Genomic DNA, 16259 nt, shown 5'->3' with positions numbered 1-16259 from the left:
GTCTTCCTTCGTCCGGGGTTGTCAGCCCTTGGCGGGCGCGGGCTCGGGGTCGCGGGGCAGGCCGAGCAGGCGCTCGCCGATGATGTTGAGCTGGACGTCGGTGGTGCCGCCCGCGATGGACATGCAGCGGGAGTTGAGGAACATCCAGGTGGCGTTCCTGCGCGCGCCGCGCCGTTCGGGGCCCTCGTCCTCCTCGCCGGTCAGCGCATCGGCTCCGGTCCAGTCGACGGCGGTCTCCCACACCTCCTGGATGTGCTCGACGCCGATCAGCTTGGCGACGCTGGACTCGGCCCCCGGCTGCTGCCCGGAGAGGGAGCGGAGGGTGGTGCGCAGGCCGAACAGCCCGCCGGACTGGGCGTCGCAGAGGATGCCGCCGAGCCGGGTCAGCCGCTCGTCGTCCATCTCCTCCGGGGACGCGGCGGCGAGCCGGAGCAGCGCCTCGCCGCCGCTGCCGAGGGAGGAGTCGTGCGAGAGCGAGACCCGCTCGTTGGCCAGGGTGGTGCGGGCCAGCTTCCATCCGTCACCGGGCCCGCCCACCAGCATGTCGTCGGGGACGAAGACATCGTCGAGGAACACCTCGTTGAACAGCGCCTCACCGGTCAGCTCGCGAAGGGGCCGGATGTCGATGCCGGGGCTCGCCATGTCGAGCAGGAAGTACGACAGCCCCTTGTGCTTGGGCGCGGACGGGTCGGTGCGGGCCAGCAGGATGCCCCACTGGGCCTCGCGGGCCATCGAGGTCCAGACCTTCTGGCCGCTGACCTTCCAGCCGCCGTCCACCTTCTCGGCGCGGGTGCTGAGCCCGGCCAGGTCGGAGCCGGCTCCGGGCTCGCTGAAGAGCTGGCACCACACGATGTCACCGCGCAGCGTCGCCGGGAGGAACCGCTCGTGCTGCTCGGGGCTGCCGTGCGCGATCAGGGTCGGCACCACCCAGTTGCCGATGACCATGTCGGCGGCGCGCAGCCCGGCCGCGCGCGTCTCCTCCGCGATCACGAGCTGGGTGACGGCGTCGGCGCCCTTGCCCCACGGCGCGGGCAGGTGGGGCGCGGTGTAGCCGTGCTCGGCCAGGTAGGCGAGCCGTTCGCCGCCGCTCAGCGCGAGCGCGGGCTCCAGCTCGGCCCGGATCGCGGCGCGCACGGTCTCGGCCTCGGGCGGCAGCTCGACCCCGAGCGTACGGCGCACGCCCGACAGGGTGAGCCGGGCGACCCGCCGCCGCCACCAGGAGGTGGAGCCGAGGAGGACGCGCAGGGTCTGGGCCCGGCGCAGGTAGAGGCCGGCGTCGTGCTCCCAGGTGAAGCCGATGCCGCCGAGGGTCTGGACGCAGTCCTTGGCGGTGGAGAACGCGGCCTCGACGCCGGTCGCGCCGGCCACCGCGGCGGCGAGCACCGCCTCGCCGAGATCGCCGCCGTCGCCCGCCGTGGTCAGGTCGGCGGCGCGCGCGGCGTCCCAGGCGCACACCCGGGCCTGCTCGGCCCTGGTCAGCATCCGCGCGCAGCGGTGCTTGACGCCCTGGAACTGGCCGATCGGACGGCCGAACTGCCGCCGCACCCGCGCGTACCCGGCGGCGGTCGCGGTCGCCCGATCGGCGAGGCCGGACGCCTCGGCCGCGAAGAGCGTCGCCGCCAGGTCGAGCACGCCGTACGCGTCGAGACCGGCGAGGACGTCGTCCGGGGCGACCGCGACGGCGTCCGCCCGTACCCGCGACAGCCGCCGGGTCAGGTCGTGGCTGGCGAGGTCGGTCGTCTCCACGGCGGAGCGGGGCAGGACGACCCAGGCGACGCCCCCGCCGGGGAGCGCGGCGGGCAGCACGAACAGGTCGGCGACCTGGCCGCCGAGCACCGGCTCGGACTCGCCCGAGAGGGTCAGATCGCCGCCGTCGCCGCGGGTCAGCGCGAGGGTGCCGGGCCTGAGGCCGACCGCGCCGACGGTCGTGCCGTCGGCGAGCCCGGCCAGGTGGGTCCGGTGCCCGGCGCGGAGCAGGACGGAGCTCGCGAGGACGGTGGGCAGGAACGGACCCGGGGCGATCATCCGGCCCAGCTCCTCGACGACGACGGCGAGCTCCAGGAGGCCGTATCCCGCGCCGCCCGCCTCCTCGGGCAGATGCAGGCCGAGGAGGCCCTGCTCGGCGAGGACCGCCCAGAACTCCGGCAGCTCCTCCTTCTTGGCGTCCACGGCTCTGCGCACGGCCTCCGGCGTGACGTGGCGGGAGGCGAGGGCGCGTACGGAGTCGCGCAGGGCGCGGTGCTCCTCGGTGAGTCCGATGCTCATGTCGTTCTCAGATCCGTTCGATGATGGTCGCCGTGGAGTGGGCGCCGCCCGCGCACATGGTGATCAGCGCGGTGGAGCGTCCGGTCCGTTCGAGCTCGTGCAGCGCCTGGGTGATCAGGCGGGCGCCGGTGGAGCCGACCGCGTGCCCGAGGGCGATGGCGCCGCCGTTCACGTTGACCTTGTCCATGTCGGCCTCGTGGACCCGCGCCCAGGACAGCACGACCGACGCGAACGCCTCGTTGATCTCGACCAGGTCGATGTCGGAGAGCGTCATCCCGGCCGTGCGCAGCACATGCGCGGTGGCCTCCACCGGGCCGTCCAGGTGGTAGTACGGGTCGGAGCCGACCATGCCGGACGCGACGATGCGGGCCCGCGGCCGCAGGCCGAGCGCCGCCGCCTTCTCCGCGCTCATCAGCAGTACGGCCGCGGCGCCGTCGCTGATCTGCGAGGAGTTCCCGGCCGTGTGGACGCCGTCGGGGATCACGGGGGCGAGCTTGGCCAGCGCCTCGGGGCTCGTCTCGCGCAGCCCCTGGTCGCGGGTGACGAGGGCGGTCTCCCCCGTGGGTCCGTCCGGGCCCGGCACGGGCGCCTCGATCGGGATGATCTGCCCGTCGAACCGTCCCTCGGCCCACGCGGCGGCGGCGCGCCGCTGCGACTCCAGGCCGAAGGCGTCCACGTCGGCGCGGGTGATGCCGCGGCGGCTCGCGATCCGCTCGGCGGCGGTGAACTGGTCGGGCATGTCGAGGGACCAGTCCTGCGGGAAGGGGCTGCCGGTCTCGGGCGTGAGCGCCTGCCCGAGGAAGACGCGGCTCATCGACTCGACGCCGCAGCCGATGCCGGCGTCGATCGCGCCGGAGGCGATCAGGCCGGCGACCAGGTGCACGGCCTGCTGGGAGGACCCGCAGGCGCAGTCGATCGTGGTGCACGCCGTCTGGTACGGCAGGCCCGCGTGCAGCCACGCCTGGCGGGTGACGTTGTTCGACTGCTCGCCCGCCTGGGTGACGCAGCCGCCGATCACCTGCCCGATCTCGCCGGGCACGACGCCCGTACGGTCGAGCAGGCCCTTGTGGACGCGCCCGAGCAGGTCGGCGGGGTGCACACCGGACAGCGCGCCCCGGCGCTTGCCGACCGGCGTGCGGGCGGCGTCGACGATGACGGCCTCAGCCATGGAGTTCTCCTCGATTCGGTGGTTTCGGCACAGTGCGGCCCCGGGGGCCTCAGGGGGTTTCGCCGGCGAGCACGCGCTTGGCCCACCGGTAGTCCGCCTTGCCGCTGGGCGAGCGCACGACCTCGTCGACGACGACGAGGGCGGCCGGCACCTTGTATCCGGCGATCCGGCCGCGGCAGTGCGTCCGCAGCTCCTCGGCGTCGGGGGCGGCCACGCCCGCGCGCATCTCCACGACCGCGCCGACCCGCTCGCCGAAGCGGGGGTCGGGCACCCCGGCGACCAGCGCGTCCATCACGGCGGGGTGGGACTTGAGCGCCTGCTCGACCTCCTCGGGGAAGACCTTCTCGCCTCCGGAGTTGATGCAGCCGGAGCCGCGGCCGAGCAGGACCGTGGTGCCGTCCGCCTCGACCCTGGCCATGTCGCCCAGCACCGCCCAGCGGACGCCGTCGATGACGGGGAAGGTCTTGGCGGTCTTGCCGGGGTCGTTGTAGTACCCGAGCGGGACGTGCCCGGTCCGGGCGATGAGCCCGATGTCGGGCGAGCCGGGCGTGATCGGCCGGAAGCGCTCGTCGATGACGGAGACGCGGGGGTTGGCGGCGAGCCGCATGAGGCCGTCCGGCCCCACCTGGAGCCTCCCGTCCACGCCGGACTCCGACGCGCCGAAGCCGTCAGTGATGTAAAGGCCGGGGATCAGCGCGGCGGCCTCCTCCTGGACCGGCCGCGACAGGAGCGCCCCTCCGGAGCCGAGCACCTTCATCGAGCTGAGGTCGTACTCGGCGCCGTGCTCGCGGATCGCGTCCACCAGCGGGCGGGCGATGGCGTCGCCGACCACGGTGACGACGATGGCGCGCTCCCGCTCGATCAGGCGGAGCGTCTCGATCGGGTCGTACCGGCGCATCAGGATCACCGGCGAGCCGCCGAGGAGGCCGCTGAACAGGGTGTACGCCGCCGCGCCGTGCATGAGCGGCGCGGTGATCAGATAGTTCAGCGCGTCGCCGCCGACCGCCGCCGCGGCCAGCTCCTCGGCCGTCCGGTACGGCGGGCCGTAGTGGTTGCCGCCGTTGAGCGCGGCGAAGTAGAAGTCCTCATGCCGCCAGACGACCCCCTTGGGCATCCCCGTGGTGCCGCCGGTGTAGATCACGTAGTGGTCGTCCGCGGTGCGCTCGTCCGCCATGGGGGCGGTGCGGGGGCGGCCGGCCAGGGCTTCCTCATAGCCGACGACGCCGACCCGGTCCGGCCACGCCGTACGCGCCGGGTCCCCGACGACCACCGCGTGCCGCAGCTTGGGACAGGCGTCCGCGGGACCGGCCGCCGCGGGGACGAACTCCTCCTCGATGACGAGGGCCACCAGGTCCGCGTCGTCGTACAGGTAACGCAGCTCGTGGTCGGTGTAGCGGTAGTTGATGTTGACCGGCACCGCCCGGATCTTCAGGCAGGCCAGGAGGGCCTCGACGAACTCCGTGCCGTTGAGCATGTGCAGCCCCACGTGCTCGTGCGGTCCGACGCCGGCCGACTGCAGATGGTGTGCCAGCGCGTTGGCACGCTCGTCGAGCTGTGAGTGGCTCAACCGACGGTCACCGCAGACAAGGGCCGGCCGATCGGGGATCGCCGCGGCCACCGACTCGTACAGAGTCGCCAGGTTCAACGTCATGGCGGCGACACTAGAATCAATTCTTGTTTACCACAATGCTCGTGTCCCGGTGAGTGGCAACCACAGGTCGAGGGCCGACGACCCCCTCCACTGAGTGGGACGCCACATCGGTCAAAATTAGAATACGTACTAGTTTTGTGGCCCTCGTATCGTGATCGGACAGGAGCAGGGACATGAGCCCGAACATCAGCCTGGAGGGCAGGACCGCCGTCGTCACCGGCGCGGGCGCCGGACTCGGACGCAGCGAGGCGCTCGCACTCGCCGCGCGCGGCGCGAACGTCGTCGTGAACGACATGGGACCGGCCGCGGACGAGGTCGTGGCCGAGATCGAGGCGCTCGGGCGGAAGGCCGTCGCGGTGACCGGCGACGTGAGCGAGTGGGCCATGGGCGACCGCCTTGTCCGCACCGCGGTGGACACGTTCGGCGGCCTCGACATCCTGGTCAACAACGCGGGCGTGCTCCGCGACAAGATGCTCTTCAACCTGACCGAGTCCGACTGGGACGACGTCGTCCGCGTCCACCTCAAGGGGCACGCGGCGGTGTCCCGCGCGGCGGCCGCGTACTGGCGCTCCGCGAGCAAGGCCGCGGGCGGGCCGGTCTACGGCCGCGTGATCAACACCTCGTCCGAGGCGTTCCTGTTCGGCTCGGCGGGCCAGCCGAACTACTCGGCGGCCAAGGCGGGCATCGTCGCGCTCACCCTCTCGACCGCCCAGGGCCTGTCGCGGTACGGCGTGCGGGCCAACGCGATCTGCCCGCGCGCCCGCACCGGCATGACCGCGGCCGTGTTCGCCGAGGGCGGGAACACCCCCGGCGGCCTGGACGTCCTGGCGCCCGAGCGGGTGGGCACGTTCGTGAGCTACCTCGCCTCCCCGGCCGCGGCCGAGATCAACGGCCAGGTCTTCGTGGTGTACGGCGACATGGTCGCGCTCATGGCCGCCCCGACGGTCGAGCGGAAGTTCACCGCGGCCGACGGCGTCTTCTCCGCCGAGGAACTCGACGCGCAGATCACGCCGTACTTCGACGGCCGCGGCCCGTACCGGAACTTCGCCGCCTACAGCGTCGCCGAACTCGACATGACCGGAGTCCCGAACGCCGCCGCGAAAAAGTGACTCCGCCCTCCCACGAAGAACGGGGCCGCCTCCATCAGGAGGCGGCCCCGTTCCCGTTTCCGAGCCGATAGATGTCCGGCCCGCACAGCGTCGCCTCGGCACCGGCATACGGCAGGCGCCGCCCTCACGTCGGACTCAGAGAATTCGGCGAACGCCGCGCCGAACCCGAGGCAGCCCAAGAGGGACACACCTGCTATCTCAGATGGCGGCCATAGTGATGTGGATCACAGTCGCGCCCCGCGCCGTCCGCACGATAGGTCGACGACTCAACCTCCGACATGGAGCGTTGGCACACACGGCGCCAGTTTCCCCAGATGGGGTACCGGCCTAACGACATCGCGTTCTTACCAGATTTGGACCTCGCTGGACTTCTCGTTCACCGCTCGGGATTCCAAGACCAACGGACCGGCGTACAAGCGCAGATCCAAACTCCTAGCATCAGGCAGGCTCTCTGGTGCTCGGTCGAAAGACAATCAGAGTGGTATAACGACGGCGGCTGCTACAAGAGCCCCGCACTGGCGAGTAAGCCTCTGAACTGATAGAAAACTTGCCTCATGGGGGCCAACCCAGGCCTCCATGAGGCAAGTTTATTTGCGGAATCGAGAAACACGTCATGAGCGCAACTCCCCTTTCCCGATGGTGTCGTCCGATCGCCTTGGTCCTGATGGCTACGACATGCGTGGTCGCAGTCCTACTCGTGCCGACATTCGATATGGCCTCCGGACCATGGGCCCCATATTCAAAGAATGACCGCGCACGGTCAGTCCTTCTCAACGCGTTCGCAGCCGCTAACCCGGACTACCAAATCGACTTCCTGGCGACCACTCAAGAGATGAGTAAGACAGAGGACGGCACGCCGACATTCAAGGACGAGGCGCTTCCAGTTGTCATAGAGCCACGAACGCTGGAATCATCACCATCAGGAAGGGCCTGGCATGACTCCATCGCCCTGCCCCCGACAGGGAAGGCCCTGATTCCAACTCTAGGAGAATGGAGACTCACAAAAATTCTGCTCGACCAAACAGCACTGAGCAACGACCCTCAATATGATCCGCACCAAGAGGGCCGGTTGATCGAATCCATGGGAACCAAGGTCAACATACAGCTCATGGTGAAGCTATCCAAACCAATGAGCGAACAGGAAATCCAGGCGCTCCTACCGGAGCCATATTACTATGATGTGGCACTCTTCTCCGCCGGAGACGCTCACACCAAGCCGCTATCCTGGGATCACGCTCCATGCAACGCTCGCGGCATCCCCTGCGATTTCGATCAATCTTCCCTGACTGCAGGGTTTAGACGATGGGCGTCACTTCTAGAGCAAAGAGATGCTGCAGCATTACGCCAATTCGGCATCGATCTGGATGAAGTACGAGAGCGAGCCAAGGATGGACAGATACACGGCTTCATAATAACAACTGAAGCCGCGAGCATCCCGCCGCTACTTGCACACAAAGAGATAGCTTTGGCGCAAATAGTAGACATGCAACCGTCAGCACAGTTCGGACGATGAAGGACGCACCTTTTCTGTTGTTGTCGATCTCTGCAAGCCGACAACGTGCCAGGCAGCCGAAGAGACGGCCGGGCGAAGGCCGAAGGGGAAGCGGCCCTTTCAGGGGTCAGTAGACGTCGGGGCCGCGCAGGGTGGCTTCGGCGCCGCCGTCCACGTACACGATCTGCCCGGTCATGTGGGTGTTCGCCGGGCTGATCAGCCAGCGCAGCGCCTCGCCGATCACCTCGGGCCGGGCGTGCCCGTTCAGGGGCATGGGGACGGCGGCCGCCATGGCGGCGCGCATCGCCTCGTCCGCGAAGAGCGGCGCCGTCATCGGGGTGAGCACGACGCCGGGGGCGATCGCGTTGAGGGGGATGCCCGCGCCCGCCCACTCGGGCGTGACCGCCACGCGGCGCAGCCACTGCGCCAGCGCCGACTTGGACGACGGGTAGAGCCGCGGCCCCTCCCCGCGCTCGATCGCCCGCTCCGCCAGGGCGACCGCGGCGTCCTCGTCGCCGTCCAGGCAGGCTGCCACCACGTCCGGGTCCACCGGCTGGGTGCCGGCGATCGAGGCGACCACGGCGGCGCGCGGCGCGGGGGCGGCGGCGAGCGCCGGGCGCAGCCCCTCCAGCAGGGCGACGACGCCGAAGTAATTCACCCGCGCCGTCAGCGGGGTGATCCCGGCGACGCCCGCGCAGGCGACCACGCCGTCGAGGGCGCCGCCGGCCAGCCGGAGCACCGACTCCGCCGCCAGCGCCCGCCCGTCCCGGGTGCCGAGGTCCGCGCACACATCGGCGTCCTTCAGATCGATCCCGATCACCTGGTCGCCCTGCTCGCGCAGCAGTCCGGCCAGCGCCCTGCCGATGCCCGACGCCGTGCCGCTGACAGCGATCTTCCGCGTCATTCGTCCGCTCTCCTTCCGAAGGCCGCCCCGGACGCTAGCCGTACGGCGGGCCGCCGGACAGCGGGATCCCGGTCATCAGGACGGCCCGGACGGCTCAGCCGCCGGAGGAAGGAGCCGGTACGGGGTCAGGCGTCGGCGGCGTTGGAGCGGGGGGCGAGCAGCAGCCGCGAGGCCAGCCGGATGTCGCTCTCCATGTCCGGGATCGAGGCCCGGCCGTTGAGGCTCGACTGGAGCACGCCGTACCAGCACTGCATGAGCAGCCGGACGAGGGTGACGTCCTGAGCGGTGGGGTCGTCGATGCCGAGGGCCCGCAGCACGATGTCGCGGAACGTGCTGTCGATGCGGCCCGCGTCGGCCACCGCCGCGGCGTTGGCGGCGTTGGCGGAGTTGAGCATCGCGGTCGCCAGCGCGGGCCGGCGCAGCAACTGCCTGCTCGCGCTCACCAGCAGGTCGCCGACCGCGTCCTCCGGGCTCACGCCGGGCTTCGGGCGGGTGACGGTCTCGTTGAACCGGTCGATCTGCTCGGCCATCACCGCGGTGAACAGGTGGGTCTTCGACGGGAAGTAGCGGTACAGCGTGCCGATCGCGACGCCCGCGGACTTCGCCACCTCGTGCATCTGGACCCGTTCCAGGCCCTTGTCCGCGCCGAGGTGCGCGGCCGCGCGGAGGATGCGCAGATGCCGGGCGCGCTGCTCGGGCGAGCTCGGCTCGGCCGGCGGCCTGGCTTCGGCGATTCTCGGCACGGTCTTCCCCCCAGGTGTTTCGTCAAGACATTACACACGGCTCCGGGCGGCTCCGTGAACTGGTCCATACCGGTGAGTGGGATGCCACCCCGACGCGGCGGGCGCGCTGCGGTTCCCTTGGGTGCGGACAGCGCGCGACGTTTCGGAAGGACGGATGGCATGGCCGCTACCGGGCTGTGGGACGACGAGTACGACGTTGTGGTGGCGGGCTCCGGCGCCGGGGCGATGACCGGGGCGCTCGCCGCCGCGTCGCACGGCCTGCGCACCGTGGTGCTGGAGAAGACCTCCCTGCTCGGCGGCACCTCCGCGTACGCCGGCGCCGCCGTCTGGCTGCCGGGCACCCGGGTCCAGGAGCGGGCGGGCATCGGCGACTCGACCGAGTCGGCGCGCGCCTACCTGCGCGCCCTGCTGGGCGAGGACGCCGACGGCCGGCGGGAGGCGTTCCTGGCGACCGCCCCCGAGGTCGCCGAGTTCCTGGAGCGCGACCCGGCGATCGAGTTCGAGTGGCGTCCCTTCCCCGACTACTACGCCGCCCAGGGCCGTATGGACGCCGGGCGCTCGTTCGTCCCGCTGGACCTGCCCGCCGAACGCCTGGGCGAGCTCGCCTCCCTGGTGCGCCCGCCGGTGGACCGCGACCGGTCCGGACGCGGTCACGCCGCCGGCGCGCTCGCCCAGGGCCGCGCCCTCATCGGCCGGCTGCTGCTCGCGCTGACGAACACGGGAAACGCCACCGTGCGCACCGGCGTCCGGTTCCGCCGCCTCGTCGTCGAGGACGGCCGGGTGACCGGCGTGGAGGTCGAGACCGCGGACGGTCCGGCGCGGATCCGCGCGGCGCGCGGGGTGCTGCTGGCGGCGGGCGGCTTCGAGGGGAACGGCGGGATGCGCGCCGAGCACGGCGTCCCCGGCGCGGCCGAGTGGTCGATGGGGCCCGCCGGGGCCAACACCGGCGATCCCATCCTGGCCGCCGTCGCCGCCGGGGCCGCCACCGACCTGATGGACCAGGCGTGGTGGTGCCCCGGCGTGGAGGACGAGAACGGCCGCGGCTGCTTCACCCTCGGCTTCCGCGGCGGGCTGGTGGTCGACTCGACGGGCCGCCGGTTCGCCAACGAGTCGCTCCCGTACGACCGGATGGGGCGGGAGATGGCCGCCGCGCCCGAGCGGGTGCCGGCCTACGTCGTCTTCGACTCGCGGCACGCGGACGTGCTCCCGGCCATCTCGATCCCGTCCCTCCCCCGCTCGGCCTGGGTCGAGGCGGACACGCTGGACGAGCTGGCGGAGAAGGTGGGCCTGCCCGCCGACGCGCTGGCCGCCACGGTCGAGCGGTTCAACGGCTTCGCCCGGGACGGCGTGGACGCCGACTTCCACCGGGGCGAGGACCCCTACGACCTGTTCTTCGCCGACCGCTCCGAGGGGGCGGGCCCGAACCCCTGCCTGGTCCCGGTGGACCGCCCGCCGTACTACGCGGCGCGCCTGGTCCTCAGCGACCTCGGCACCAAGGGCGGCCTGCGCACCGACACGGAGGGCCGCGTGCTGGACGACACGGGCCGCCCGATCGCCGGCCTGTACGCCGCGGGCAACACCAGCGCCTCCTTCTCCGGGCGCGTCTACCCCGGCCCGGGGGTGCCGATCGGGTCCGCGATGGTCTTCGCCTATCGGGCGGCGCAGGACATGGCGGGGACCACGGCCGGGGAGACGGCCGCGATCGCGGAGAGCGCCCACTGACGATCAGGTGAACCACAACTCGGGGGATGTCCGACGCGCCATGGCCCGCAACTCTCGGAAGGACCCAGCATGGACGCGACCGATTCCGCTGAATCCCCCGAACTCATCCCATCCACCGAACCCCCGGAACCGTCCGGCGACGTGCCGGAGGCGGCCCGCCGGGTCATCACCGTCGATCCGACGGACCTCGACGCGGCGCGCGCCGCCCTGGCCGGCTGGCTGGCCGAACGGCTCGACGCCGACGGCCCGGTACGGCTGAGCGGGCTGACCCGGCCGGCCCACTCCGGCATGTCGAGCGTCTCGGTCCTGTTCGACGCCGAGTGGACGGTCGCCGGCGAGGAGCGGCGAGCGTCCCTGGTCGCCCGGCTGGCGCCCCGGCCGAGCACCTTCCCGGTCTTCCCCGGCTACGACATCCGCCGCCAGTTCGAGGTGATGCGGGCGGTGGCCCGGCACACCGAGGTCCCGGTCCCCGAGGTCCACTGGCTGGAGGAGTCCGGCGACGTCCTCGGCGTGCCGTTCCTCGTGATGAGCCGCGCGGACGGCCGGGTGCCCGTCGACAACCCGCCGTACGTCTTCGACGGGTGGTTGCGCGACGCGACCGCGCGGGAGAGGCGCGAGGTCCAGGACTCGGGCGTCGCGGTCCTGGCCGGGGTCCACGGGCTGGCGGGGGCCGCCGACCTGCTCCCCGATCTGGCCGCCGAGGCGGGCGCGGACGCGCTGCGCGGCCACGTCGAGCGGGAGCGCGCCTACTACGAGTGGACCCGTCGCGACGACGGCGTGCGCATCCCGGTGATCGAGGACGCGTTCGCCTGGCTGGAGGAGAACTGGCCGGCCGACCCCGGTCCGCCGGTGCTGCTGTGGGGCGACGCGCGGGTCGGCAACATCGTGTACGGCGGGACCCGGCCCGTCGCCGTCCTCGACTGGGAGATGGCCGCGCTGGGGCCGCGCGAGATGGACCTCGGGTGGTTCGTCTTCCTCCACCGGTTCTTCCAGGACATCGCCGAGGTGCTGGAGGCGCCGGGCCTGCCCGACTTCTGCCGCCGCTCCGACGTGGTCGAGGAGTACGAGCGGCGCACCGGCCACCGGGTCCGCGACCTCGACTTCTACCTGACGTACGCCGCGCTGCGGCACGCGATCGTCATGTCGCAGATCAGACGCCGGGCCATCCGGTTCGGCGAGGAGACCACGCCGCCGACCCCCGACGAGTACGTCATGCACCACGCCGCCCTGCGCGACCTCGTCGCCGGAACCTACGCCTGGGAGTGATGAATGAGACCGGCCCCTCTGGACGAGTACCCGATCCACCAGTCGCCGCTGTCGATGGCCCTGGTCACGGCCACCGACCGCAACTTCTACGACCGGTGCTACTTCAACGCCCACGACCGCACGGGTGAGGTGTTCCTGGTCACCGGGCTCGGCGTGTACCCGAACCTCGGCGTGACCGACGCGTTCGCGACCGTGCGGCGCGGCGACGAGCAGTGGGCGGTGCGCTTCTCCGACGCCCTCGACGAGCGCTCCCTCGAGGCGCGGGTGGGCGGCTACCGGGTGGAGGTGGTGGAGCCACTGCGCCGCGTCCGGGTCGTGTGCGAGCCGGCGGACGGCTCCGTGTGCTTCGACCTCACCTGGGAGGGCGCGTTCCCGGCGGTCCTCGAAGACCGGCACGTGCTCATGTCGGGGCCGCGGGCGATCCTCGACGCCACCCGGTTCGCGCAGGTCGGCGGCTGGTCGGGCACGCTGAGCGTGGCCGGCGAGGAGCTGCGGGTCGATCCCGATGTCTGGGTCGGCAGCCGCGACCGGTCGTGGGGCATCCGCCCTGTCGGCGACGCGGACCCCGCCGGGCGGCTCGCCGACGAGCCCCTCGCCGGCCACTGGTGGGTGTACGCGCCGCTGCGGTTCGACGACTTCGGCCTCCTCGTCATCGCGCAGGAGTCCGCCGACGGGACCCGCACCCTGAACCACGCCAGCCGCGTCTTCCCGGACGGCCGGGTGGAGCAGCTCGGCTGGCCCCGCGTGGAGATCGCGTACGCGAGCGGGACCCGGCACCCGGAGTCCGCGCGCCTGCACCTGACGACGCCCGCCGGGGAGCCGGTGGTGGTCGAGATCGAGACCCTCACGTCGGTCGCCCTGAGCGTCGGCGCCGGGTACGGCGGCGACCCGGACTGGACGCACGGCCAGTGGCGGGGCCGCGACTGGACGAGCTCCTCGAAGTACCACCTCGACGACCCGGCGATCACCTCCCGGCTGCCGTTCGCCACCGTGGACCACGTCGCGCGGGCCACCTGCGGCGGGGCGGTCGGGTGGGGCATGTTCGAGCACGCGAACGTGGGCCGTCACGACCCGAGCGGGTTCGCCGACTGGTTCGCGACGGCCCCCTGACCGGGCCGCGCCCCGGTCTCAGATCATGTTGTCCTCGACGGCAAGGCCGAACTCGGCCTTGCCGTACATGGCCAGGGCGCGCTCGACGTCGTTGGCCACGTGGACGCTGCCGGCGTGCGCGTCCCGCCAGGCGCGCTCGATGGGGTTGCCGCGCTGGAGCGAGTTCCCCCCGGCGGTCTTGAACAGGATGTCGATCGCCTCCAGCACCCGCTCGGTGGCGCGCACCTGGTCCCGGCGGGCCCGCAGCCGCAGCTCCATCGGGATCTCCACGCCGTCCACGGCGTGCTGGTAGACCTCGCGGATGTTGCGGTCCATCTGCAGGATCGCCGCGTCGATCTCGGAGGCGGCCCGCGCCACCGCCACCTGGGCGAACTGGTCCTCGGCGAACCGGCCGCCGCCGAGGCTGAGCCGTACCCGGTCGCGCATCGCGGCGACGTAGGACGCGTAACAGCCCGCGACCGCGCCGACGACCGCGCCCGTGATCGCGGAGGTGAAGACGGTGGCGAAGGGCATCCGGTACAGCGGGCCGGTGTTCACCTTCTGCCCGGGGCCGCGCAGCTGCGCCTGCTCGTAGTTGCGCATCGTCCGGTACTCGGGCACGAACGCGCGCTCGACGATGATGTCGTTGCTGGCGGTGCCGCGCAGGCCGATGACGTCCCAGACCTCCTCGATCCGGTAGTCGGTCCGCGGGACCAGCACGGTCATGAAGTCGACCGGCCGCCCCTCGGCGCCCACGATCAGGCCGCCGATCAGCGCCCACGACGCGTGCTCGCAGCCGGAGGAGAACTTCCACCGCCCGGACAGCTCGTAGCCGCCCTCGACCGGGATCAGCCGCCCCACCGGCGCGTACGACGAGGCCACCAGCGTGTCGGGATCCGCGCCCCAGACGTCGTCCTGGGCGGCCTCGGCGAACAGGCCGAGCTGCCAGGGATGGACGCCGAGCACCGCGGCCACCCAGCCGGTCGAGCCGCACACACCGGAGATCTCGCGCACGACCTCGTAGAACCGAACCGGGTCGCTCTCGGCACCGCCGTACCTGCGGGGCTGCAACATCCGGAAGACGCCGGCCTCGACGAGCTCCCGGATGGTCTCCGCCGGGACGCGTCCGTTCTCGTCGGTGGACGGGGCCCGTCCCGCGATGGACGGCAGCAGCGCGCGAACCGACTCCAGGACCTCGTTGCTCATGGGGGCGTCTCCGTGTCACATTCGTCGAATGGGGCGTTCGTGATGGGTGCCTCCATGATGGTGCTTCCGGTTTCGCGGGCACGACCCGGGGCATCCCGCCCACTGGGACTCCCCGTCCGCCGCCGGTCCGGGCGACCTACCTTTCCATCGAGAGAACCCGCGTTCCGAAGGGTGGGGTCAACAGTGACCGCAGTGGATTCCCGACACGACGACGTGCGCGCGATCGAGGCCGGGGCCGCGCCGACACGGTTCGCCCGCGGATGGCACTGCCTGGGGTTGTCCAGCAGGTTCGCGGACGGGAAGCCGCACACCGTCAACGCCTTCGGCCAGAAGCTCGTGGTCTTCCAGAGCGGTGACGGCAGGCTGAACGTCCTCGACGCGTACTGCCGGCACATGGGCGGCGACCTGTCCCAGGGCACCGTCAAGGGCAACGAGATCGCCTGCCCGTTCCACGACTGGCGCTGGGGCGGCGACGGCAGGTGCAAGAGCATCCCGTACTCGCGCCGGGTGCCGCTGCGCGCCCGCACCGCCGCCTGGGTCACCATGCAGCAGGACGGTCTGCTCTTCGTCTGGAACGACCCGGAGGGCAACCCGCCGCCCGCGGATGTGACGATCCCGCTCATCGAAGGGGCGACGCGCGACGACTGGACCGACTGGGTCTGGTCCGAGACGATCGTCAACACGAACTGCCGCGAGGTCGTGGACAACGTCGTCGACATGGCGCACTTCTTCTACGTCCACTACTCGTTCCCGACGTACTTCAAGAACATCTTCGAGGGACAGACCGCGACCCAGATCATGAAGGGCATGGGCCGCCCGGACGCCCGCCCGCCGGCGAAGAGCGGCGAGCCGCAGTTGCTGGGCAACACCTCGGTGGCGTCCTACCACGGGCCGTCGTTCATGATCGACGACCTGACGTACCACTACGAGGGCATGGACATCAAGTCGGTGCTGATCAACGCGCACTACCCGATCGACGCGAACTCGTTCGTGCTGCACTCGGGCATCATCGTGCAGCGCACGGACGCGCTTCCGGGCGAGGCCGCGGACGCGATGGCGCGCAAGATGGGCGACTTCATCCTCAGGGGCTTCGACCAGGACATCCAGATCTGGAAGAACAAGACCAGGATCGACAACCCGCTGCTGTGCGAGGAGGACGGCCCGGTCTACCAGCTCCGCCGCTGGTACGAGCAGTTCTACGTGGACGTCGCCGACGTCACGCCGGAGATGGTCGAGCGCTTCGAGTACGAGCTGGACACCACGCGCCCGGTCGAGGCGTGGCGCAAGGAGGTCGAGGAGAACCTCGCCCGCAGGGCCGCCGAGAGCCGGCCGGCATGACGGTTCGGCAGGACAACCGGCTGCTGGACGCGCCGATGGTGCCTGTGGGGTGCCGCCAGTGCGGCGCCCGGGTCCAGGTGCGCAAGTCGAGCTGGCAGCAGACCAGTGTCCAGTGGGACACCGAGGCCATGGACACCTGCCTGGAACGGCGCGCCGGCCCGGACGACGGCCGTTTCATCGCGTGCGAGGCGCTGCGGGAGACCATCGCGCAGGCCGCGCTCGACGGCCACGTCCCCGTGCCGGACGACCACTACGGCCCGGTGACGACCGTCCCGGAAACGCCGTGACGGTCGCCCGGCTCCACGG

At 71.6% G+C, this 16259-nt stretch carries 13 protein-coding genes; 7 read left to right on the top strand and 6 right to left on the bottom strand.

Annotated features, from left to right (window positions below; all coding sequences use genetic code 11):
- Window positions 1-21: 21 nt before the first annotated feature.
- From AWQ68_RS14080 to AWQ68_RS14070, 3 genes are read right to left on the bottom strand one after another with little or no spacing between them, the layout of a single operon-like run.
- Window positions 22-2265, bottom strand: a complete 2244-nt coding sequence (locus AWQ68_RS14080; RefSeq protein WP_066940394.1) for an acyl-CoA dehydrogenase family protein — start codon at window positions 2263-2265, stop codon at window positions 22-24.
- 7 nt (window positions 2266-2272) lie between these two features.
- Window positions 2273-3433, bottom strand: a complete 1161-nt coding sequence (locus tag AWQ68_RS14075) for a steroid 3-ketoacyl-CoA thiolase (protein WP_066940391.1) — start codon at window positions 3431-3433, stop codon at window positions 2273-2275.
- Between the two features lie 49 nt (window positions 3434-3482).
- On the bottom strand, window positions 3483-5084 hold the full coding sequence (locus AWQ68_RS14070; RefSeq protein WP_066940387.1) for an acyl-CoA synthetase: 1602 nt from the start codon (window positions 5082-5084) through the stop codon (window positions 3483-3485).
- A gap of 173 nt (window positions 5085-5257) precedes the next feature.
- On the opposite strand from AWQ68_RS14070, the gene AWQ68_RS14065 reads away from it, so the two are divergent.
- Entirely contained in the window at window positions 5258-6193 is a 936-nt protein-coding gene (locus AWQ68_RS14065; protein ID WP_066940384.1) for a 3-oxoacyl-ACP reductase, read from the top strand.
- A gap of 697 nt (window positions 6194-6890) precedes the next feature.
- Window positions 6891-7706 carry a hypothetical protein gene (locus tag AWQ68_RS42440; protein WP_157545295.1) on the top strand — a complete coding sequence of 272 codons (816 nt, stop codon included), beginning with the start codon at window positions 6891-6893 and terminating at the stop codon, window positions 7704-7706.
- Window positions 7707-7812: 106 nt separating this feature from the next.
- Here AWQ68_RS42440 and AWQ68_RS14060 read toward each other — a convergent pair whose 3' ends face one another.
- Together AWQ68_RS14060 and AWQ68_RS14055 are read right to left on the bottom strand one after the other, a co-directional pair.
- Window positions 7813-8589 carry an SDR family oxidoreductase gene (locus AWQ68_RS14060; protein ID WP_066940381.1) on the bottom strand — a complete coding sequence of 259 codons (777 nt, stop codon included), beginning with the start codon at window positions 8587-8589 and terminating at the stop codon, window positions 7813-7815.
- Between the two features lie 125 nt (window positions 8590-8714).
- Window positions 8715-9332 carry a TetR/AcrR family transcriptional regulator gene (locus AWQ68_RS14055; protein WP_066940378.1) on the bottom strand — a complete coding sequence of 206 codons (618 nt, stop codon included), beginning with the start codon at window positions 9330-9332 and terminating at the stop codon, window positions 8715-8717.
- 159 nt (window positions 9333-9491) lie between these two features.
- Between AWQ68_RS14055 and AWQ68_RS14050 the strand changes: the two genes are divergently transcribed.
- From AWQ68_RS14050 to AWQ68_RS14040, 3 genes are all read left to right on the top strand, one after another.
- Entirely contained in the window at window positions 9492-11054 is a 1563-nt protein-coding gene (locus AWQ68_RS14050; protein WP_066940374.1) for an FAD-dependent oxidoreductase, read from the top strand.
- A gap of 69 nt (window positions 11055-11123) precedes the next feature.
- Window positions 11124-12320, top strand: a complete 1197-nt coding sequence (locus AWQ68_RS14045) for a phosphotransferase family protein (protein WP_084463982.1) — start codon at window positions 11124-11126, stop codon at window positions 12318-12320.
- A gap of 3 nt (window positions 12321-12323) precedes the next feature.
- Window positions 12324-13430, top strand: a complete 1107-nt coding sequence (locus tag AWQ68_RS14040; RefSeq protein ID WP_066940371.1) for an Rv3169 family protein — start codon at window positions 12324-12326, stop codon at window positions 13428-13430.
- Between the two features lie 18 nt (window positions 13431-13448).
- On the opposite strand, the gene hsaA is transcribed toward AWQ68_RS14040, so the two are convergent.
- Window positions 13449-14615, bottom strand: coding sequence for a 3-hydroxy-9,10-secoandrosta-1,3,5(10)-triene-9,17-dione monooxygenase oxygenase subunit (gene hsaA, locus AWQ68_RS14035; RefSeq protein WP_066940368.1), 1167 nt, complete (start codon window positions 14613-14615; stop codon window positions 13449-13451).
- A gap of 192 nt (window positions 14616-14807) precedes the next feature.
- Here hsaA and AWQ68_RS14030 point away from each other — a divergent pair, with 192 nt between their 5' ends.
- Both AWQ68_RS14030 and AWQ68_RS14025 read left to right on the top strand, forming a co-directional pair.
- Window positions 14808-15953 carry a 3-ketosteroid-9-alpha-monooxygenase, oxygenase component gene (locus tag AWQ68_RS14030; protein WP_066940365.1) on the top strand — a complete coding sequence of 382 codons (1146 nt, stop codon included), beginning with the start codon at window positions 14808-14810 and terminating at the stop codon, window positions 15951-15953.
- Window positions 15950-16240: a hypothetical protein gene (locus tag AWQ68_RS14025; protein WP_066940361.1), complete on the top strand. Its 291-nt coding sequence runs from the start codon at window positions 15950-15952 to the stop codon at window positions 16238-16240. Before AWQ68_RS14030 ends, AWQ68_RS14025 begins: the two co-directional genes overlap by 4 nt.
- Window positions 16241-16259 lie beyond the last annotated feature (19 nt).

Source organism: Microtetraspora fusca, from assembly GCF_001570365.1.
GTDB classification, from domain to species: Bacteria; Actinomycetota; Actinomycetes; order Streptosporangiales; family Streptosporangiaceae; genus Microtetraspora; species Microtetraspora fusca.
This window is presented reverse-complemented; position numbering and strand designations above follow the sequence as displayed.